The organism is Vibrio makurazakiensis, from assembly GCF_050337375.1.
Lineage (GTDB): Bacteria > Pseudomonadota > Gammaproteobacteria > Enterobacterales > Vibrionaceae > Vibrio > Vibrio makurazakiensis.
The window spans coordinates 26,467-47,300 of sequence record NZ_JAKJSW010000019.1; the positions used below are offsets into that span (position 1 = coordinate 26,467).

Annotated in this window: 22 protein-coding genes; 13 read left to right on the top strand and 9 right to left on the bottom strand. The window is 42.2% G+C overall.

Annotation, left to right across the window (positions count from 1 at the left end; all coding sequences use genetic code 11):
* Nucleotides 1–63: 63 nt before the first annotated feature.
* Both L4C33_RS02115 and argA read right to left on the bottom strand, forming a co-directional pair.
* Nucleotides 64–255, bottom strand: coding sequence for a hypothetical protein (locus L4C33_RS02115; RefSeq protein ID WP_428810819.1), 192 nt, complete (start codon nt 253–255; stop codon nt 64–66).
* Between the two features lie 276 nt (nt 256–531).
* A complete protein-coding gene (argA, locus tag L4C33_RS02120; RefSeq protein WP_428810820.1) occupies nt 532–1,869 on the bottom strand; it encodes an amino-acid N-acetyltransferase in 1,338 nt (445 codons plus the stop codon).
* Nucleotides 1,870–2,032: 163 nt separating this feature from the next.
* Between argA and L4C33_RS02125 the strand changes: the two genes are divergently transcribed.
* The 4 genes from L4C33_RS02125 to csdE all read left to right on the top strand — a co-directional run bounded on the left by L4C33_RS02125 (nt 2,033) and on the right by csdE (nt 5,065).
* Nucleotides 2,033–2,503 carry a DUF2850 domain-containing protein gene (locus L4C33_RS02125; protein WP_428810821.1) on the top strand — a complete coding sequence of 157 codons (471 nt, stop codon included), beginning with the start codon at nt 2,033–2,035 and terminating at the stop codon, nt 2,501–2,503.
* Between the two features lie 97 nt (nt 2,504–2,600).
* A complete protein-coding gene (mltA, locus tag L4C33_RS02130; RefSeq protein WP_428810822.1) occupies nt 2,601–3,704 on the top strand; it encodes a murein transglycosylase A in 1,104 nt (367 codons plus the stop codon).
* Between the two features lie 92 nt (nt 3,705–3,796).
* Nucleotides 3,797–4,606 carry a tRNA cyclic N6-threonylcarbamoyladenosine(37) synthase TcdA gene (tcdA, locus tag L4C33_RS02135; RefSeq protein WP_428810823.1) on the top strand — a complete coding sequence of 270 codons (810 nt, stop codon included), beginning with the start codon at nt 3,797–3,799 and terminating at the stop codon, nt 4,604–4,606.
* 15 nt (nt 4,607–4,621) lie between these two features.
* Complete coding sequence (csdE, locus tag L4C33_RS02140; RefSeq protein WP_428810824.1) at nt 4,622–5,065, top strand: cysteine desulfurase sulfur acceptor subunit CsdE; 444 nt, start codon at nt 4,622–4,624, stop codon at nt 5,063–5,065.
* Between the two features lie 45 nt (nt 5,066–5,110).
* Here csdE and csdA read toward each other — a convergent pair whose 3' ends face one another.
* The 7 genes from csdA to L4C33_RS02175 all read right to left on the bottom strand — a co-directional run bounded on the left by csdA (nt 5,111) and on the right by L4C33_RS02175 (nt 12,509).
* Nucleotides 5,111–6,322 carry a cysteine desulfurase CsdA gene (gene csdA / locus L4C33_RS02145; protein ID WP_428810825.1) on the bottom strand — a complete coding sequence of 404 codons (1,212 nt, stop codon included), beginning with the start codon at nt 6,320–6,322 and terminating at the stop codon, nt 5,111–5,113.
* Between the two features lie 64 nt (nt 6,323–6,386).
* Nucleotides 6,387–7,274, bottom strand: a complete 888-nt coding sequence (panE, locus tag L4C33_RS02150; RefSeq protein WP_428810826.1) for a 2-dehydropantoate 2-reductase — start codon at nt 7,272–7,274, stop codon at nt 6,387–6,389.
* A 109-nt stretch (nt 7,275–7,383) separates the two neighbouring features.
* A complete protein-coding gene (locus L4C33_RS02155) occupies nt 7,384–8,229 on the bottom strand; it encodes a nucleoside-specific channel-forming Tsx family protein (protein WP_428810827.1) in 846 nt (281 codons plus the stop codon).
* A 451-nt stretch (nt 8,230–8,680) separates the two neighbouring features.
* A complete protein-coding gene (locus tag L4C33_RS02160; protein WP_428810828.1) occupies nt 8,681–10,069 on the bottom strand; it encodes an AmpG family muropeptide MFS transporter in 1,389 nt (462 codons plus the stop codon).
* Between the two features lie 57 nt (nt 10,070–10,126).
* Complete coding sequence (locus L4C33_RS02165) at nt 10,127–10,672, bottom strand: peptidylprolyl isomerase (RefSeq protein ID WP_428810829.1); 546 nt, start codon at nt 10,670–10,672, stop codon at nt 10,127–10,129.
* Nucleotides 10,672–11,241, bottom strand: a complete 570-nt coding sequence (locus L4C33_RS02170; protein WP_428810830.1) for a YajG family lipoprotein — start codon at nt 11,239–11,241, stop codon at nt 10,672–10,674. The genes L4C33_RS02165 and L4C33_RS02170 overlap by 1 nt, the downstream gene beginning before the upstream one ends.
* 119 nt (nt 11,242–11,360) lie before the next feature.
* Nucleotides 11,361–12,509: a methyltransferase gene (locus L4C33_RS02175; RefSeq protein WP_428810831.1), complete on the bottom strand. Its 1,149-nt coding sequence runs from the start codon at nt 12,507–12,509 to the stop codon at nt 11,361–11,363.
* 176 nt (nt 12,510–12,685) lie between these two features.
* Here L4C33_RS02175 and bolA point away from each other — a divergent pair, with 176 nt between their 5' ends.
* The 9 genes from bolA to nqrM all read left to right on the top strand — a co-directional run bounded on the left by bolA (nt 12,686) and on the right by nqrM (nt 20,812).
* The gene (bolA, locus tag L4C33_RS02180; RefSeq protein WP_428810832.1) at nt 12,686–12,997 is read left to right on the top strand and encodes a transcriptional regulator BolA; all 312 of its coding nucleotides are present in this window, start codon (nt 12,686–12,688) and stop codon (nt 12,995–12,997) included.
* 529 nt (nt 12,998–13,526) lie between these two features.
* A complete protein-coding gene (locus L4C33_RS02185; protein WP_428810833.1) occupies nt 13,527–14,867 on the top strand; it encodes a Na(+)-translocating NADH-quinone reductase subunit A in 1,341 nt (446 codons plus the stop codon).
* 5 nt (nt 14,868–14,872) lie between these two features.
* Nucleotides 14,873–16,117 (top strand): NADH:ubiquinone reductase (Na(+)-transporting) subunit B, encoded by a 1,245-nt coding sequence (locus L4C33_RS02190; protein ID WP_428810834.1) that lies wholly within the window; start codon nt 14,873–14,875, stop codon nt 16,115–16,117.
* Nucleotides 16,107–16,874, top strand: a complete 768-nt coding sequence (locus L4C33_RS02195; RefSeq protein WP_428810835.1) for a Na(+)-translocating NADH-quinone reductase subunit C — start codon at nt 16,107–16,109, stop codon at nt 16,872–16,874. Before L4C33_RS02190 ends, L4C33_RS02195 begins: the two co-directional genes overlap by 11 nt.
* The gene (locus L4C33_RS02200; RefSeq protein WP_428810836.1) at nt 16,874–17,506 is read left to right on the top strand and encodes an NADH:ubiquinone reductase (Na(+)-transporting) subunit D; all 633 of its coding nucleotides are present in this window, start codon (nt 16,874–16,876) and stop codon (nt 17,504–17,506) included. Before L4C33_RS02195 ends, L4C33_RS02200 begins: the two co-directional genes overlap by 1 nt.
* Nucleotides 17,507–17,513: 7 nt before the next feature.
* Entirely contained in the window at nt 17,514–18,110 is a 597-nt protein-coding gene (gene nqrE, locus L4C33_RS02205) for an NADH:ubiquinone reductase (Na(+)-transporting) subunit E (protein ID WP_152468280.1), read from the top strand.
* Between the two features lie 29 nt (nt 18,111–18,139).
* On the top strand, nt 18,140–19,366 hold the full coding sequence (gene nqrF / locus L4C33_RS02210; protein WP_428810837.1) for an NADH:ubiquinone reductase (Na(+)-transporting) subunit F: 1,227 nt from the start codon (nt 18,140–18,142) through the stop codon (nt 19,364–19,366).
* A 170-nt stretch (nt 19,367–19,536) separates the two neighbouring features.
* A complete protein-coding gene (locus L4C33_RS02215; RefSeq protein WP_428810838.1) occupies nt 19,537–20,541 on the top strand; it encodes an FAD:protein FMN transferase in 1,005 nt (334 codons plus the stop codon).
* A 16-nt stretch (nt 20,542–20,557) separates the two neighbouring features.
* A complete protein-coding gene (gene nqrM, locus L4C33_RS02220) occupies nt 20,558–20,812 on the top strand; it encodes a (Na+)-NQR maturation NqrM (protein WP_428810839.1) in 255 nt (84 codons plus the stop codon).
* The last annotated feature ends 22 nt before the right edge of the window (nt 20,813–20,834 follow it).

The following is a 20,834-nucleotide window of genomic DNA, read 5'->3' on the forward strand; positions in this document are numbered from 1 at the left end:
GATTATTGATTTAGATGCTAAAAGATAACCATCCCTGGTTATCTGTTACTTTAGGTGTTCAAGTTACGCTTCGCTTGGCGTGAACACCTGAGTAAATGATATTTTGTTTATCTTGTATTGCTGCTGACCATCGAGAATAAATTTCTTTAGGTGGTCACTGACCGGAAATACACAGTGGACATCAAGTCCTTCCAAGAAGTGGTTATCAGCCATATCCCAAAAACTTTGAAGCGAATTACAAATAATGGTTCTCATATAGACGTTGCTCTATTGCTTATTAWTGTTAATTTCTGATATTCAATTTAGTGCTTTGAAATCAAAAATTAATCGGTTTAGCAATCCGTGCGAGGCCAGTTCATTCCTTAATGATGAACTGCGATCTTCACTCAATCTAGCGCTGAACTAAGAATCGAGTGAATTCTATACAATGTTGATTATGAGTGAAAGTGCTTATTTAAAAATTTACAGTGAGCAAACGATTAGTTTGATATTAAATGTGTGTCATATTTGAGAACTCAGTAAGTAATAGTGCTAGACGTCCAAAACAAGAATCTTAGATTTACGTTGAAAATTATATAACCCTTGCTTTTCCATCGGCAGAGACTCCACACCAACTTCATAGAACCCTTGCTCTCGGAACCAGTGAAGACTATGAGTGGTAAGCACGAAAATCTGGTCAATATCTCGGGATTTTGATTGATGTTTCATGTAGTCCAGCAGAAGTAAGCCGCGATTCCCATCTCGATAATCAGGGTGAATGGCGACGCAAGCCATTTCTGCCATATGATCTTGAGGATAAGCATAAAGTGCAGCACAACCTATGATCAGGCCATCTTTTTCGATAATAGTGAAACGATGTATCTCTTGTTCGAGTTGCTCGCGAGATCGTCTTACTAAGATCCCTTGCTCTTCCAATGGGCGAATGAGATCAAAAATACCGCCGATATCATCGATCTGGGCTTGGCGAACTTGCTCTGCACTCGCCATAACAATTTGAGTACCGATACCATCGAAAGAAAACAGCTCCTGGATTAATGCTCCGTCGACTTTATAGCTGATCAGGTGGCAGCGAGGTACGCCTGCTCGACAGGCTGAAACCGCACCTTTTAGAAATCGTAAAGTCCCTGAACTATGATCTTGGGTTGGGTCTAGAGATTCAGTGAGATTGGAAAGAATCTCTTGAGCATCTTTCGGAAATAGCTCGGCAATCGCATTTCCGTGTTCGTTAATAATGCCTTGCTCTGAACAAAACCCAATTAACTTGTCAGCGTTAAGACGAATGGCAACTTGCGTTGCGACTTCTTCGGAGGGTAAGTTAAAGCATTCTCCGGTAACTGAACTTGCGATAGGGCCTAACAAAACGATAGAGCCTTGATCTAGCGTGCGGTTAAGACCTTCTATATCTATTCTACGAATACGGCCACTGTGGCAATAGTCGGTGCCATCGTCTATACCTAATGGTTGTGCAATGACGAAATTACCACTCATCACATTGAGCTGAGTACCAGCCATTGGAGTATTGTTTAAACTCATTGATAGTGAGGCTGTGATCGACAGTTGTAACTGACCTGAGGCCTGCATAATTAGGCCAAGAGCATGCTCATCAGTGACTCTAATGTTTTTGTGATAGGGTGTATGGCAATCTTGTTTATCTAGTAATTGATTGATTTGAGGGCGCGCGCCATGCACTAAAACAATTTTGACACCTAAGCTATGAAGTAATGCTATATCATTAATAATATTGCTGAAATTCTTATCTGCGTAGGCTTCGCCACCTAACATGATCACCATGGTCTTTCCTCGGTGAGCATTTACATAAGGTGTCGATTGTCTGAATCCTTTAACGAGAGCAGTATTTCTTATTTTCACAATTTATGTTCTTTATTGTTTATTTATACTTAAAATTAGCATTTTTATTCAAATGTAAGCAAGGTGTTTTTTGGAATGCAGCGCAAAGTATTATAATTGGTACTTTATTCCGTAAACTTTATATGTATAGAATGGCGTTGACCCCCTGTATATAGTGTTTCGAATGCAAGCATCTGTGAAAAAAAATAAGATTGATGAGGTGACAAGTAACCTCTATAACCAAGATGAAAAGCCTAAGAAAGCGAATAAGAGAAAAGCTATAGAGAGAGCTTTGATGTTTTTGGCTATCGGTGGAACAGTGCTAGCGATAACTTTGTTTGGTGATCTGTTTAATCGAGTGTTTGATATTGGCCCACCCAAGAGTGTCATTTATGGTACTTGGGTTGAACAGAAGGTTGCTCATTACGCCACGGAAAAATTTGTCGTAAGTGAACATGGCATCACTATTGATGGCTCAGTAGTCGCAACAAGTTTTGAGTTTGACGGCTCTCACTTTTCGTATACGTCGGGTGATCAGGTCGTGCGTTTTCGTATGACTACGCGTGATCATTCGGAAATGGTCTTAGACTCAAAGACTGCCCACTATACCCCTGTATTTAAGTTGGAAGGCAAAAGTACTAAAGCATTGAGGTAGTAAGTGGTTGTCTTCCCAACATTTGATACAAAGTTAGAATTGAGTTCTTAGCCAGAGTTTGTCATTCTCGCCCTACAGAACTTTTAGGAAGACTCTCGTGATAAAAAAACTGTTCCCTCTAGTAGCCGCCGGGCTGCTGTTTGGCTGCGCGCAACCAACAGAACGTGCACAGCAATATATGGATGAAGAATTCGCTCAAACTCTCAATAAAACTGAGCAAATCCAGTCGAATAAGCCGCGTGATTACACGACCTTTTCTAAGCAAGCGGAACAAGTTATTACCCGCTCGCCTTCAATGGCAAAAATCTACCAGCCTCTTTATGAGCAACTTGAAGAGTGGGCGCTGCAAAGTGGGGACCCTGCTGAGTTAGCTAACTTTGGTGTCGAAGCCGCACAATTTGGTGGTGGTGATAGTAAAGGTAATGTTCTTTTTACTGGTTACTTTTCACCAGTAATGGAATTGCGCCATGAAGCCAACGAAGAATATCGATTCCCTGTCTACTCATTACCTGAATGCTCTCAAGACTGTCCGACCCGTGCTCAAATTTATGATGGGGCTTTAGAAGGTAAAGGGCTAGAACTCGGTTATGCATCAAACAGGATTGACCCTTTCATTATGGAAGTGCAGGGCAGTGGTTTTGTGCATTTTGAAGATGACGACACATTAGAGTATTTTGCTTATGCTGGTAAGAATAACAAGGCTTATGTGAGTATTGGCCGAGTTCTGATTGAGCGTGGTTTAGTCCCACGTGAAAAGATGTCTTTGAAAGCGATTAAAGAGTGGGTTCTTGCGAATGACCCTGAAGTGGTGAAAGAACTACTTGAGCAAAACCCGTCTTTCGTCTTCTTTAGTTCTAGAGAGGATTTATCGGTAATGGGAACTGCGGGTATTCCATTGCTTCCAATGGCAGCGGTTGCTGGTGACCGTTCTATTCTCCCTATGGGAACGCCTATTCTTGCAGAAGTGCCTTTATTAAATGCAGACGGCACGTGGAGTGGTGCGCATCAACTTAGATTACTATTGGTCTTAGATACTGGTGGAGCTGTGAAACAGAACCACTTGGATTTATACCATGGTATGGGGCCTAGAGCAGGAACAGAGGCCGGCCACTATAAGCACTTTGGTCGAGTATGGAAATTAGGCTTGAATGGTGGTGCAACCGCGGCACCTTGGGCTTTGCCACCAGAGAAACAAGAATAGCTTTCAGGCTTTTCCCAAATGCTAGACTTTTTATTCAAGAGTGCGTATAAAACGCACTCTTCTTTTTCTATCGACCTCAATTGGACGACACTATGCGTGAATTAACCTCTCCAGCTTCTGAAAACTATGACCAACGTTTTGGTGGGACTCGCCGACTTTATGGCAATAGTGAAGTTGAGATATTACGTGCTGCGCATGTGTGTGTTATCGGTATTGGTGGCGTGGGTTCGTGGGCTGTTGAAGCTCTAGCTCGTTCAGGCATAGGCGAACTAACGCTGATAGATATGGATGACGTATGCGTGACTAACAYTAACCGTCAAATTCATGCAATGTCAGGTACGGTGGGTAAAAGTAAAATTGAAGTAATGGCAGAGCGAGTTAAGCTTATTAACCCTGAATGTAAAGTTAACTTGATAGATGACTTTATTGGCCCTGACAATCAGTCTGAATACTTGTCTAAAGAGTTTGATTATGTTTTAGATGCCATCGATAGTATGAAGGCAAAAGCGTCTTTATTAGCGTACTGTCGAAGTAATAAAATCAAGGTCATTACGACGGGTGGGGCTGGTGGTCAAATGGATCCAACCCAAATCCAAATTGCCGATTTAACTAAGACGATTCAAGATCCTTTAGCGAAAAAGCTGAAAGATACTTTGCGTCGTCACCATAACTTCCCAAAGAATCCTGCGCGTAAGTTTGGTATCGATTGTGTATTTTCTACAGAACACCTGAAATACCCACAAGCGGATGGAAGTGTATGTGCAACGAAAGCAACCGCAGAAGGTCCAAAACGTATGGATTGTGCGAGTGGTTTCGGCGCTGCGACTGTAGTTACAGCATCATTTGGTTTTGTGGCTGTTTCTCGTATTCTTGAAAAGCTTATCCAAAAGCATAAAAAATAACTATTGGTGACACTTATGACGCAATCTGTATCGACTTCGTTTCCTAGCTCACCGTTTGGTCAAGATATCACTAGCGCTGATATTGTTGCCACTATGCAGCAGCTCTCGGGCTGGGAAGATCGCTATCGCCAAGTTATTCAGTGGGGGAAAAAGCTTCCTCAAATGCCAGAAGAAATGAAAAGTGATCAAGTGGTGGTTGCTGGATGTGAAAGCCAAGTATGGCTTGTGGCACAAATTAAAGGCGGAGTTTGGCATTTCTGTGCTGATTCAGATGCACGAATTGTTCGAGGTTTAATTGCACTGGTGATGGCAGCATTTGATGGTAAAACCTCGGCTCAAATTCAGGCGTTTAATATTGATGAGTACTTTGAAAAGGTGGGGCTGATTGCTCATTTAAGTCCTTCTCGTGGTAATGGTTTAAAGGCTATTGTGGCTCAAATTCAAGAGCTGACTGCTTAATGCAAAAAGGGTTGATGCTTAACATCAACCCTTTTAAATTTTTCTCTACAACATATCTACCGCTTTCTCTATCGCGGCAATGAGCCTGTCGACATCATCCAAGTTGTTATAAACCCCAAAAGATATTCGTACTGTCCCTTTGACGTTCAATGCATCCATTAAAGGATGAGCACAGTGATGACCAGCTCTTACTGCAATGCCTTGTTGATCAAGTAGTGTCGCGATATCTTGGTGATGAACACCTTCCATTACGAAAGTCAGTACACTCGCATTGGGTTGATAGCCAAGAATATTAATGTCTTCCAATTGGCTAAGAGCATTATAGGTTTTGGTTTGCAACTGATGTATATGCGCTTCAATGGCTTGTTGATCAAATGTTTGTAACCATTCAATTGCTGTCGCTAAGGCAATCGCTCCGGCAACATTGGGTGTTCCTGCTTCAAATTTTCCAGGTAGTTCAGAGTACGTAGTTCCAGAGAAAGATACTTTCTCGACCATTTTCCCACCACCGTGCCATGGAGGCATAGCCTCAAGTAATTCTAACTTTCCATAGAGCACGCCGATACCTGCTGGTGCGTATAACTTGTGCCCGGAAAACACGTAGAAATCGGCATCAAGCTTGGTGACATCGACCGCTTCATGGACGATTCCTTGCGCACCATCCACGACGACCACTGCGCCGACTTGATGTGCTTTTTCTATGACTTGTTCAATCGGTTGTCGAGAGCCAGTAACATTAGTAACTTGTGCAAGTGCGACGATTTTTGTCTTATCTGATAACAACGAGTTATATGCACTCATATCGAACAGGCATTCTGGTGTCATAGGCACTTTGACGACTTTAGCCCCTGTTTGCTCAGCAACAATTTGCCAAGGTACGATATTGGCGTGGTGCTCCATTTCACTAATCAGAATTTCATCACCAGCTTGTAATGTATTTCTAGCATAGGTTTGAGCGATTAAATTGAGAGCTTCGGTTGCGCCACGAGTCCAAATGATTTCTTTTGGTGAGGATGCGCCTATAAATTCCGTAACGCATGCTCGTGCTGCTTCAAATTGGCTGGTTGCTTGCGCTGTTAAACTGTGGCTGCCACGGTGAACATTGGCATTTTGTTTAGAGTAATACTGACTGATCGCATTTATCACGACTTGAGGCTTTTGAGTCGTGGCTGCACTGTCTAAATAAATCAGAGGTTGTTGGTTCACCTCTTGCTTAAGTGCAGGAAACTGTTCGCGAATGTGGCTTATATCAAGCATTACTATTACCTAAATATTTTTAGTCGTTTGAGAGTGATTTTAACATGGTTATAGAGTCTGGTTATTAGTCTAACCAATTTTGTTCTTGCTGCTTTATTTGATTATAAAGCGCGGTATTAACTGGCACTGATATGCTGTGCTTAGTAGCTATTTTGATTAGGTAGCCAGTGATGAACTCAATCTCAGTCGGGCGCTGGAAGTGGATGTCTTGCTTCATCGAAGAGTTATTGGCCGATGTGGTATTAATGACATTATAGATACTTGAATGAAGCTGCTGATAATCACATTGAATATGTTCGGCATTCATTACTTGAACGAGTTCGCGAATGACTGCACTTAGCTGCCCAGAGTATTCTTGATTAGCAAGCTCGCCATTTTTGACCTGATTTAGACCCGTTAGAGGGTTAATCGCGCAGTTTATCGCAAGCTTAGTCCACAGTGCTGTTTGAATCTTTGAGTTCCATACAACTTCAGGTAGCGCGTGATTGAATACATTAACTAAAAACTGACATTGGCTTCCTTTAGCATTAAATGAGCCCAGTTGAGTTTGCCCCATACCGGTATGGTTTACGTTGTCACTAGATGGCTTGAAAGCTGCTTGCGTTGTCGTAGCAATAACAACAGGGCGATCGGCAAGTGAATGCTCAATTGAGTCGAGAGCCCCCATACCGTTATGCATAAATACTAAAATAGCGTCAGGGTGGATGTTTTTTAAAAGGGGAGCGATAGCACTTTCGACTTGCCAAGCTTTAACGGTTACGAGGACTAGATCCGCCGCTTCAAGGTTTTGAATATTATTGTTATTGAAGGCTATTGCTTGCTCTTCATCTAATGACAGTAATGTCGAAGGAGAAGTACTGCGACTCCATAGAGAAACAGAGTGGCCTGCTTTTGATAGTTTTACTGCCCAAAGGGAACCAATTGCTCCTGGACCAAGTATGGTGATATTCATAGCTCTACCCCTTTGATAGCGATAGCGGCAAGGATAACGAGCTAGAAAATGAAAGCAATAAAAAATGGCGCCTGAAGGCGCCATTTAGAAAGTTTTCTTAGAAGCTCTATTAGAACTTGTAAGTAGCTGCGAAGTAATGACCTACACCGCTTGATTCAAATGAGCTAGAGTCTTTAATACCATATACATCGCTGTAAAGTTTTAGACCGTAACCTACAGCAAACTGATCGTTGTGCCAGTAGATACCGTTGAACATAGAACCACCGCTGCTTGCTGAGCTGTATTCGTCTTTCATACCGAATTGGTAATCTAGGTAACCTTGGTAAGCAATGAATGAACCATTTTCGAAGTTAACGAATGGTTTGAACCAGTTAGTAGATAATTGGTAACCGTTCCAATCTTTCTGGTTTAGGTCGTAGTTTGCGTAAAGGTTGAATTGCATTTTACCAAACCAAGGAACCATAACGTCAGAGCCAAGACCAATCATAGATTGGTAGCCTGGGTTTTTCTCATCGTAAGTTGGATTACCGTTTGCATCAGGTTTGTTTAAGTCAATCTTATGCTCAGCACCACCATCGATCACTGTATAGTTCGCGATGTAAAGCTCTTGAACTGGGCCGAAAGAAAGGTCTTTACCTGTTAGGCCGTCTAGAGACATACGTGGAGCAAGTTTCAAGAACAACTGGTCTGAACCAGATTTGTCGCTGCTGTCGCTGTCAGTTAAGTTGAATACATCAATGTAGCCGTATAGATCGAAAATTCCAGAACGACCACCAAACTCCATTTCTAGGTAAGTATGATCAGCGTTACCTGGCTTTTCGTTAACTGTATGCATGATATTAAATTGCATCCAGTTGTAATCATTCTTGTGAGTATCGCCGTCAGAATAGTCAGCAGCCATAACTGGAGCAGAAGTTGCTGCAAGTAGGCCAAGAGTTAAAAGTGATTTACGCATAATGGAACTCTCTATGTTGTAATGGTTTCTTATCACGCTTATCCATGCGTTCTATCGAATCTGTCCGAATTGGGCGCATAATAACGATTTAAATCTCAATTAAAAGTGATAAGACCCAGTAAATTTCATAAATTGAGTGATCTAGATCTTCTTTTTTATTTTTCTTATGGAACTTTTTGTTTGTTGCATTTTATTGCTTAATAAATGTGATCTTAATCGTTTGCTTTATCGGTTTTTTAAGTTTTATGCTTATCGATTAACCAACAGTTTTAGTTAGTAAGCTTGGTTAATCAAAATAATGCATATATAAACATTAAAAATATGACATCAACCAACCATCTTTTTTGTTGATGGTTATAGGGGCGGGTGGGAATGTGACAGAAATAAAAAAGGCTTGGAAATTTCCAAGCCTTCTCATCTATAGCAGGTAAATAAGGATTAAACGTTTAAATTACTCTGTGACTTTCTTATTACTGACTTCTTCGTCTGTCTTACTTTTGGCCTTTTCTAAAAGGTCGGTGAAGTAATGACGTAAAGAGTAAAGCATAATCAAACTTGGGATGACCATGAAAGAGGTGAGAATAAAGAACGTTGACCAATCATTAAGGTAGTCGACCAATTCGCCACTGAACGATGCCAAGGTTGTTCGACCAAAATTACCAAGGGAAGCGAGTAAGGCATATTGTGTTGCCGAGAATGCCTGGCCCGTTAGTAAGGTTAGGAAAGAAACGAATGCAACGGTAGAAAATGCGGTGGTAAAGTTATCTACAATGATCGTCGCTAAAAATAAGTGTTCATTTGGACCTACTTTCGCAATCCATGCAAACATCAAATTACTAGCTGCCATAGCAATACCGCCGATCATTAATCCACGGACAATACCAAACTTCACATTGAATACACTGCCTAGCAAAGTAAAGAAGATCGTAGCTCCCCAACCAATTAACTTGGAGTAATGTCCTATCTGTTCGTTACTGAACCCCACTTCTTTGTAGAAAGTAATCGACATCCGACCAAGAAATGCTTCACCGATTTTAAATAGGAAGACAAACAGCAATAAAGTAATGGCGACTTGCACACCATTTCGTTTAAAGAAGTCATAAAATGGTTCAATTACCGTTACGCTGAACCAAGCGGCAACCTTAGAGCCAACAACTTGACTATGTCTAGCTTCCGCCTGCTGCTGTAATGCTTCTCGCTGAGTTTTTGGTTCTTTAACCAGTAACGTAAATAGCATCAAAATCCCGACGATACCTGCCATACCAAAATAGACACCGTTCCAACCGATTGAGTCTGCATTGACGAAAGCAAGGTAGCCCGGAAGTGAGTAGCCAGTCCACCAACCAATAACAGCCATAGCTGATGCTTGAGGTAACTTGGTTGATTCCGATTTAGGGAAGGTATCAATACGGTAAGCATCAATCGCGATATCTTGAGTTGCCGAAGCTATCGCAACACCCAATGCCAACATAGAAGTGAACATTAGATCGTTCGCCGGGTTAACCCCTGCTATGAATAACGTACAAACCAGTACTACGGATTGACATAAAAATATCCAACTACGACGTTGCCCTAATACGGCGTGGAGAACGGGCAGTTTTACTCGGTCGACAAGAGGTGCCCAGAGGAAGTTAATCGCATAAACAGCAAATACACTGCCGAAATAACCAATTGCAGCACGTGTTAAGCCTGCATCTTTTAGCCAACCGGACATGTTAGAGCCGATAAGAACCCATGGAAAACCACTTGAGCAACCTAACATAAATACCCAGAGTAACCGTTTGTCTAGGTAGCTTTTAAAAGTTTGCATCCATGAAAGGGGCTGAGTGCCAGATGACATAAGAACACGTCCTTGTAAGAGAGAAACGCCCCAAGAAAGCTTGAGGCGTGAAGTGTATTATTTTAGGAGGGTTACTTTCGTAATAACAATAGCTTCGGCTGGAACATCAGCCATACGACCAACATTTCGTGTTGGTTTAGTCGCCATATCCTGAACGACCTCGAAACCGTTAGATACTTTACCGAATACGGCATAACCAGGCGGTCGTTGCGTTGCATCTAGAAAGTTATTGTCATTAAGGTTGATGAAAAACTGACGAGTCGCTGAATCTGGATTATTAGTGCGCGCCATTGCGATTGTCGCAGTAGCATTAGCTAAACCATTTGAGCCTTCATTTTTAATTGGCGCGTAAGTTGGAAGGCGATTCATTTCTTTATCAAAACCACCACCTTGTGCCATAAACCCCGGAATTACACGGTGGAATTGGCTACCAACATAACTACCATCTTCAACATATTTTATGAAGTTTGCGACTGAAATAGGTGCTTTTTCTTGATTGAGCTCTACTGTGAATGAACCCAGTGTTGTTTCAAACACAACTTTAGGTGCAGACCAAGATGCAAAGCTTACGAAGAGTAGGAGAGGCGTTAATAAACGAAGCATTAGAAACGTTCCTTCATGTAGTTTTGAAGCTCTTTATCGTTGGCAATTTCTTCAAATACTAGATTAATTACATCATTTAGTACTTTTTCAATCTCTTCATTTGAAGCGCTTAGAGTACCTGAACGTTGAGCAACACCGTTGAATGTTTTTACTAGTTTGCCTTTCGGCGTTTCAGCAGTCACTTCAACCGTTACTTTGCCGTCCATTTCGTTTTCCATGATGCTGTGCTTCACGGTTACTAATGCTTCTTGAATCTCTAATACAACAGAGTTTTCGCTATTTACGCTGCTACGGTAGCCTTGAGACTGCAATTGCTGCGCTAGGATATTCTCTAATGTAATGCGCATGTTTTGCTTAGGGTGAATAGGTTCTATGTTTGAGCGGCCGCTATCAACAAGAGCTACGTACTGAGCCGCACGAACATCTTTACTGGTTAAAGTAAACGTTGCTGAATCGACCAGGTTGCTAGAACTTAATGTAGCCGTAGGCATAATGCTAATTTGTTCTTGTTGAGGCGCTGCACAAGCTGTCAATAAAGCCATTGAAGCTGCTAAAACCAGTTTTTTCATTCTCATATCCTTTTTAAGTGCACTATAGCTACATATATAAAAGCTAGGTATTGAATGCTGGTTTATACGTAGCTTTTATATGTCGCTTTCGGCTAAATTTGTAGCCAAATATCAGTTGGTTATTTGTTAAAGTTAGCAGGTTCTCTTGTCGCTTGTAAAATCTCAAATTTTTGATTTAATTCAAGAGTCTCCACATTTGCTTCACCAAACAATCGCGCTAGCTTTATATCGTATCCGAGGTGTCGGTTACCAATAACTATTAATTTGCCTCCATTGCTTAGAACATGCTTTGCATCACAGAACATTTGCCAAGCAATGTGATCTGTAATCGCTTGTTGCTGGTGGAATGGAGGATTACACATTACTAAGTAGGTACTGTTCTTTTTAAAACCGTCTAGACAGTTATTGGCAATGAATTGGAAATTTCCGTCTTCGCCAAGGTTATCCTTAATATTTTGACGAGCTGATTCAACAGCCATAAAACTTTCATCAACACATGTAATTCGAGCTTGTGGGTTTAGTTGGCTTGCCTTAACGCTAAGAACACCATTACCACAGCCTAGATCAATAATATGACGAAGCTCAGGATCTTGTGGGATATGTTCAAGCATATAACGCGCACCTTGATCTAATGCTTCCCCTGAGTAAACGTTTGGTAAATTCTTCAGGCGGATATCTTCGCCGTCAACATCCCACTCCACATAAGGTTCAACCGCATTAGGTTGGCAGTTTGGTGCAGAGAAAACTAAACGATGCTTTTTCTTTGCCAAAGAGGTGGTCGTTGTGCCCAAGTGTTTTTCAAACAAGTTTAAAGTTGATGTGTGGATTTCTTTAACTTTATTGACACCGATGACTTGGCAGCTTTCTGGGAGTGATTTACGTAATTGGCTCAATTGCCAAACAAGGTGACGATTCGTCTTTGGAATTTGCATCAAGACCAAATCAATACCATGTGGGATGTCATCCATTGTATTTAGGAAGTTAACGCGGCCAGATTGATTGCGTTGTAGATTCTTTAGCGCCCCACGGTGAGAAATAAACGAGTCACTCATCATGGTGACGTCGTGTTTCTCAGAGAACCAACAAGAGAGCGCACCAAAACTGTCGTTCAAAATTAGAATATGTTTACCAGCATCGAGATTCATTTCTTCTACATGGTTAATGATGTACTCATCACCAGCATCCCAAGCCTGAAGGGTTTCATTAGAACGCTTAGGAAAGCGATGTAAGGATAAATTTCTGCCGTGAAGGGAGAGTTCAGTTTTCATGATATTGGGGCACTTATATATAGGAAATAACTAAAGTATTGTCTCAAATGAAGCCGAAACAAGATAGAAGAAAGTGATGTCATGTAAGGTAGCGTACCAAATAAATTGTCGGACAGAGGGGGGCTTACCGTTTATACTGAGTCAAACGTAAGTGTGCTAGACAGCGAGGAATCAGCATGATCCAAGAAATCATAGAAACGAAACTACACAACGAATTAAACCCTATACACCTAGATGTTGTGAACGAAAGCTACATGCATAATGTCCCTGCTGGTTCCGAGAGTCACTTTAAGGTAGTCGTTGTAAGTGAAGCTTTTGAAGGACTTAGGCTTATTGCTCGTCATCGCAAGGTAAACCAAGTTTTATCTGAAGAGCTCGCAAATAATATTCACGCACTCTCAATGCACACTTTCACACGGGAAGAGTGGCAAGCTCAGTATGATTCGGTTCCTGAAAGCCCTATGTGTATGGGCGGTGGGAAAGGTTAAAATTAACTGACTGACGGTGGCAATAGCCACCGTTTTTGTATCTGTGTTCTTTTGGCCCATGCTCTGTTTAAAATTCGAAATTGAACAGAACATTATGAAAACAACTTAATCTATTAAATACCTATAATGAGTAGTGTTTTTATTAACAGTGTAACAACAAATTACAGTAGATTTGAGATTATGAAAAACTGTTTAGTCACTATGAACAAAAGGGTGATAATTGCTGCTTATCTGTGCGGCATGTCAAAGTTATGAATATTCTCTAGGCTAGACACTCCAATTCCTTCCAAATAAAACGGCTATTCAAGTTATTGGTCATGGCAACAAGTTCCCAAAAAATGCTAGACTACCGCACCTGATAAATCTCACTAAATGTTTGTGATGGATTTATTAATAGGATGTTGCGATTTTGATGTTTTAAACACATCGAAACCGGACACTGTAATGTCGTGTCTAGGAGTGAACTATTAACACTCCAAATTTACGCAATTAAAAGAATCTTTTTCCCGATAAAGTAGTGCAAGTGCGTATGATTACAATAAAGAAGGGTTTGGATCTTCCTATCGCAGGAACTCCATCCCAGGTGATTAATGATGGTAAGTCCATCACTAAAGTCGCCTTGCTTGGCGAAGAGTACGTTGGTATGCGTCCTACGATGCATGCTCGCGTTGGTGATGAAGTGAAGAAAGGCCAAGTTCTTTTTGCAGATAAAAAGAACCCAGGTGTTGTATTTACTTCTCCAGCAAGTGGTAAAGTTATTGAAGTGAACCGTGGTGCTAAGCGTGTTCTTCAATCAGTAGTGATTGAAGTAGCTGGCAACGAACAGGTTACTTTCAACAGCTTTGAAGCTAGCCAACTAGCAGGTTTAGACCGTGAAACGGTTAAAACTCAGTTAGTTGAGTCTGGCGCATGGACCGCTTTGCGTACTCGTCCGTTCAGCAAGGTTCCAGCTATTGAGTCTTCAACAAAGGCTATCTTTGTTACTGCGATGGATACTAATCCATTGGCGGCAGAGCCTGAATTGATTATTAGTGAGCAATCTGATGCTTTCGTAGCTGGCTTAGACATTCTGTCAACTCTGACTGAAGGCAAAGTTTACGTTTGTAAGAAAGGTACTAGTCTACCTCGCTCTTCTCAATCAAACGTTGAAGAACATGTATTTGATGGCCCTCACCCAGCAGGTCTTGCGGGTACGCACATGCATTACCTTTTCCCGGTAAATGCTGAAAATGTTGCGTGGAGCATTAACTATCAAGATGTTATTGCTTTCGGTAAGTTATTCCTTACTGGTGAAATCTACACTGACCGCGTTGTTTCTCTAGCGGGTCCAGTGGTTAACAACCCACGTCTAATTCGTACTCAAATTGGTGCTAGCCTTGAAGAGTTAACGGATAGTGAGTTGATGCCTGGTGAAGTTCGTGTGATTTCAGGTTCGGTTCTATCTGGCGTTGAGGCTACTGGCCCACACGCTTTCTTAGGTCGTTACCATCAGCAAGTTTCTGTTCTACGTGAAGGTCGTGATAAAGAGCTATTCGGCTGGGCTATGCCTGGTAAGAACAAGTTCTCTGTTACTCGTTCATTCCTTGGTCACCTGTTTAAAGGTCAGTTGTTCAACATGACAACGACTACAAACGGTAGTGATCGCTCAATGGTTCCAATTGGCAACTACGAACGCGTACTGCCACTAGACATGGAGCCAACTCTGTTGCTTCGTGATCTATGTGCTGGTGACGTTGATAGTGCACAAGCACTAGGTGCTTTAGAACTAGATGAAGAAGATCTAGCGCTATGTACCTTTGTATGTCCAGGTAAGTACGAGTACGGTCTGCTACTTCGTGAATGCCTAGATACAATTGAGAAGGAAGGGTAATTTTCATGGGCCTTAAAAAGTTTCTTGAAGACATCGAGCATCATTTTGAGCCAGGTGGTAAACATGAAAAGTGGTTTGCGCTTTACGAAGCCGCTGCGACTGTGTTCTACACGCCAGGTCTTATTACAAAGAAAAGCTCGCATGTTCGTGATGGCGTTGATCTAAAACGTATCATGATTATGGTTTGGCTTGCGGTATTCCCAGCAATGTTCTGGGGTATGTACAACGCAGGTGGCCAAGCTATCGCTGCACTTAACCATATGTATGCGGGTGCTGAATTAGTATCTGTTATCGATGGTAACTGGCACTACTGGTTAACTCAAATGCTTGGCGCTTCTTTAGGTGCTGATGCTGGGGTTGGCAGTAAAATGCTGCTAGGTGCGACATACTTCCTACCTATCTATGCAACGGTATTTATCGTTGGTGGCTTCTGGGAAGTTCTGTTCTGTATGGTGCGTAAGCACGAAGTAAACGAAGGTTTCTTTGTTACTTCTATCTTATTCGCGCTTATCGTTCCGCCAACACTTCCTTTATGGCAAGCAGCACTAGGTATTACCTTCGGTGTTGTTGTTGCTAAAGAGATCTTTGGTGGTACGGGTCGTAACTTCCTAAACCCTGCGCTAGCTGGCCGTGCGTTCCTATTCTTTGCATACCCTGCACAGATTTCTGGTGACGTAGTTTGGACTGCTGCAGATGGTTTCTCTGGTGCAACTGCTCTTAGCCAATGGGCTCAAGGCGGCGGTAGCGCTTTAGTGAACACTGTATCTGGCGAAGCTATTACTTGGATGGACGCGTTCATCGGTAATATCCCAGGTTCAATTGGTGAAGTATCGACACTAGCACTTATGATTGGTGCTGCATTTATCGTTTACATCCGTGTTGCGTCATGGCGCATCATTGCCGGTGTAATGATCGGTATGGTTGCAGTATCTACGCTATTTAATGTGATTGGTTCTGATACTAACGCAATGTTCAGCATGCCTTGGCACTGGCACCTAGTTCTAGGTGGCTTCGCATTTGGTATGTTCTTCATGGCGACAGACCCAGTATCAGCTTCATTTACCAACGGTGGTAAATGGTGGTACGGCATCCTAATCGGCGCAATGTGTGTAATGATCCGTGTAGTTAACCCTGCATACCCAGAAGGCATGATGCTTGCGATTCTATTCGCAAACCTATTTGCTCCTCTGTTTGACCACGTTGTAATCGAGAAGAACATTAAGCGGAGACTAGCGCGCTATGGCAAGTAATAACGATAGCATTAAAAAGACGCTGTTTGTTGTTATCGCATTGAGCTTAGTGTGCTCAATCATCGTTTCAACAGCTGCAGTCGTTCTTAAACCTAAGCAACAAGCTAACGCAGTTCTAGATCAGCAAACTAAGATCCTAGAAGTTGCGGGCATTGAGCTAGCGGGTGACGTTCCAGCGTTGTACGCAGAGAACATCGAACCTCGTCTAGTTGATTTCACTACTGGTGATTTCGTTGACGGAGATGCTGCTGCATACGACCAACGTAAAGCGGCAAAAGATCCAGCTCAGTCAATCAAGCTTTCAGCTGAAGATGACATTGCTAAGATCCTTCGTCGTGCTAACACAGGTACTGTATACCTAGTGAAAGATGGCGCTGAAACTTCTAAAGTTATCATCCCTGTTCACGGTAACGGCCTTTGGTCAATGATGTACGCATTCGTTGCGGTAGAAACTGATGGCAACACAGTTTCTGGTATCACTTACTACGAGCAAGGTGAAACTCCTGGACTTGGTGGTGAAGTTGAGAACCCAACTTGGCGTGCACAGTTCGTTGGTAAGAAATTATTCGACGAAAACCACAAGCCAGCTATCAAGGTAGTTAAAGGTGGTGCTCCTGAAGGTACTGAGCACGGTGTTGATGGCCTTTCTGGTGCAACACTGACCAGTGTTGGCGTACAAAACACATTTGACTTCTGGTTAGGTGAGATGGGCTTTGGTCCATTCCTAGCAAAAGTTCGTGACGGAGGTCTGAACTAATGTCTAGTGCAAAAGATATTAAAAAGAGCATTTTAGCGCCAGTATTGGATAACAACCCAATCGCGCTACAGGTTCTTGGTGTGTGTTCTGCTCTTGCGGTAACAACTAAGCTAGAAACAGCATTTGTTATGACTATCGCGGTAATGTTTGTTACTGCATTGTCTAACTTCTTCGTTTCTTTAATCCGTAACCACATTCCTAACAGTGTGCGTATCATCGTTCAGATGGCAATTATCGCATCATTAGTAATCGTGGTAGACCAAGTGCTTAAAGCATACCTATACGACATCTCTAAGCAGCTGTCTGTATTCGTTGGCCTTATCATTACTAACTGTATTGTAATGGGTCGTGCTGAAGCATTCGCAATGAAGTCTGCGCCAGTACCATCTTTCATCGATGGTCTTGGTAACGGTCTTGGTTACGGTTTCGTTCTTATCACTGTTGGTTTCTTCCGTGAGCTTCTAGGTTCTGGCAAGCTATTTGGTATGGAAGTACTACCACTAGTGAGCAACGGTGGTTGGTATCAGCCTAATGGCTTGATGCTTCTAGCACCTTCAGCATTCTTCCTAATTGGTTTCTTGATTTGGGCAATTCGTGTGTTCAAACCAGAACAAGTAGAAGCGAAGGGGTAAGGTAGTCATGGAACATTATATTAGTCTGCTAGTTAAATCGATTTTCATCGAAAACATGGCGCTTTCTTTCTTCCTAGGTATGTGTACATTCCTAGCGGTATCTAAGAAAGTTAAAACTTCTTTTGGTCTTGGTGTAGCGGTAGTTGTTGTACTTACCATCGCGGTACCAGTAAACAATCTTGTTTACACTAACATCCTAAAAGAAAACGCGCTTGTTGAAGGTGTTGATTTAAGTTTCCTTAACTTTATCGCATTCATCGGTGTTATCGCAGCACTTGTACAAATCCTAGAGATGGTTTTAGACCGTTTCTTCCCACCTTTGTACAACGCACTAGGTATCTTCCTACCGCTGATCACAGTTAACTGTGCAATCTTTGGTGGTGTATCTTTCATGGTAACGCGTGACTACAACTTTGCTGAGTCTGTTGTTTACGGCTTTGGTTCTGGTGTGGGTTGGATGCTAGCTATCGTTGCACTTGCGGGTATCCGTGAGAAGATGAAGTATTCAGATGTGCCTCCAGGTCTTCGTGGTCTAGGTATCACTTTCATCTCTGTAGGTTTGATGGCGTTAGGCTTTATGTCTTTCTCTGGTGTTCAACTGTAGGGTAAGCACCCGGTAATAAGGAATAACAAATGCAAAGCATTATTCTTGGTGTAGCGATGTTTACCATTATCGTATTGGTATTAGTTTTAGTGATCCTTTTCGCTAAATCTAAGCTAGTACCATCAGGTGACATCACTATCGCTGTAAACGGCGATCCTGAAAAGGCAATCGTAACTCAACCTGGTAGTAAGCTACTTGGTGCTCTAGCTGGTGCTGGCATCTTTGTATCTTCTGCTTGTGGTGGCGGTGGCTCTTGTGGTCAGTGTCGTGTGAAAGTTAAGTCTGGCGGTGGTGATATTCTACCGACTGAGCTTGACCACATCACAAAAGGCGAAGCTCGTGAAGGCGAACGTCTTGCATGTCAAGTTGCTATGAAAACTGACATGGAGATTGAACTGGACGAAGATATCTTCGGTGTTAAGAAGTGGGAATGTACTGTTATCTCGAATAACAACGAAGCTACTTTCATCAAAGAGCTAGCTCTTGCAATTCCGGAAGGTGAAGAAGTTCCTTTCCGTGCAGGTGGCTACATTCAGATCGAAGCTGAACCACATCACGTTAAATACGCTGATTACGATATTCCAGAGGAATACCGTGGTGACTGGGATAAGTTTAACCTATTCCGTTACGAGTCTATCGTTAAAGAACATTCAATCCGTGCTTACTCTATGGCTTCATACCCAGAAGAGAAAGGCATCATTAAGTTGAACGTTCGTATCGCGACTCCGCCGCCAAATAATCCTGACGTTGCTCCTGGTGTTATGTCTTCATACATCTGGTCTCTTAAAGAAGGCGACAAATGTACTATTTCTGGTCCATTTGGTGAGTTCTTTGCTAAAGACACTGACAACGAAATGGTATTCATTGGTGGTGGTGCAGGTATGGCGCCAATGCGTTCACATATCTTCGACCAACTTAAGCGTCTTAACTCTACTCGTAAGATGTCTTACTGGTATGGTGCGCGTTCTAAGCGTGAAATGTTCTACATTGAAGACTTCGACGGCCTAGCGGCTACGAACGAAAATTTCGTATGGCATTGTGCACTGTCTGATCCTCAACCAGAGGACAACTGGGACGGTTACACTGGTTTCATCCACAACGTATTGTACGAAAACTACCTGAAGGATCACGAAGCTCCTGAAGATTGTGAGTACTACATGTGTGGTCCACCAATGATGAACGCTGCTGTTATCGGCATGCTGAAAGATCTTGGTGTAGAAGATGAAAACATCCTACTAGATGACTTCGGTGGTTAATCCATTTAAGTGATTGATATTATGGCTGACTCCTACGAGTCAGCCATTTGTTTTTCTAAGATAGATTTTGCCAGTACAACGGCTTATATAAGAAAGAGTAAGGTGCTAAAAATACCTTTGTACTCTTATTTTTCCTTATATAAATCCTCAACATGAATAGGAGTAAGCAAGTGAGAATTTGGCTTGTTGCATTAACTTCTTTGATTTTTCTTGCTGGCTGTGAAAAGCCAATCGAGCAAGTGCATTTAAGTGGCCCAACAATGGGCACAAGTTACAATATTAAGTACATCAACGGTGATGAGTTTCCTGAATCTAAAGAAATTCATACTGAGATTGATCGCCTACTTGAAGAAGTAAATGATCAGATGTCGACTTACCGTGAAGACTCAGAGCTGAGCCGTTTTAATCAATACCGAGGTGCGAACGCATTCGAAGTGTCGGAACAAACTGCCACTGTAGTGAAAGAAGCGATTCGTTTGAACGGTCTTACTGAAGGTGCGTTAGATGTTACGGTTGGCCCATTAGTTAACCTTTGGGGCTTTGGCCCTGAAGCGCGCCCTGAAGTCGTACCAACGGATGAAGAGTTAGCAGCTCGTCAAGCAAAGGTCGGTATTCACCATCTGAGCATTGAAGGTAATAAGTTAACTAAAGATCTACCAAAACTGTATGTTGATCTTTCGACTATTGCGAAAGGTTGGGGCGTTGATGTTGTCGCTGATTATCTTGATTCAATCGGTATTCACAATTATATGGTAGAGATTGGTGGTGAAATCCGCTTAAAAGGTCTGAACCGTGAAAACGTCGGCTGGCGTATCGCGATTGAGAAGCCAAGTGTTGAAGAGCGTACCATTCAAGAGATCATCGAGCCGGGTGATATGGCGATCGCAACCTCTGGTGACTACCGTAACTATTTTGAGCGTGATGGTGTTCGTTACTCACACATCATCAACCCTGAAACAGGAAAACCTCTTCATCATAAAGTGGTTTCTGTAACTGTTTTAGATCCGTCTTCAATGACTGCAGACGGCTTATCTACTGGCCTTATGGTTCTAGGTGAGGAAAAAGGAATGGAAATCGCAAACCAACATAACATTCCGGTGTTCATGGTGGTAAAAACAGCAGATGGCTTTAAAGAGAYTGCTTCTGAAGCATTTAAGCCATACTTAGGTAAATAAGGTAAGCGAGAAAATTATGAATACATTTCTGATTACATTTGGTGTTTTTCTTACCGTAATCACAGCAATGTCGATTGGCTATATAATCCAAAAGAAAGTTGTGAAAGGTAGCTGTGGTGGTTTAGGTGCAGTTGGCATCGATAAGGTATGTAACTGTCCTGAGCCTTGTGACGCACGCAAAAAGCGTGAAGCACGTGAAGCGTACCGCGTTGAAAAACTAGCCGAACGTGAACAAAAAGAAGCGGCTTGGAATAAAGACCGCATCGCATAATCAGTAAAGTTATGAAAAAAAG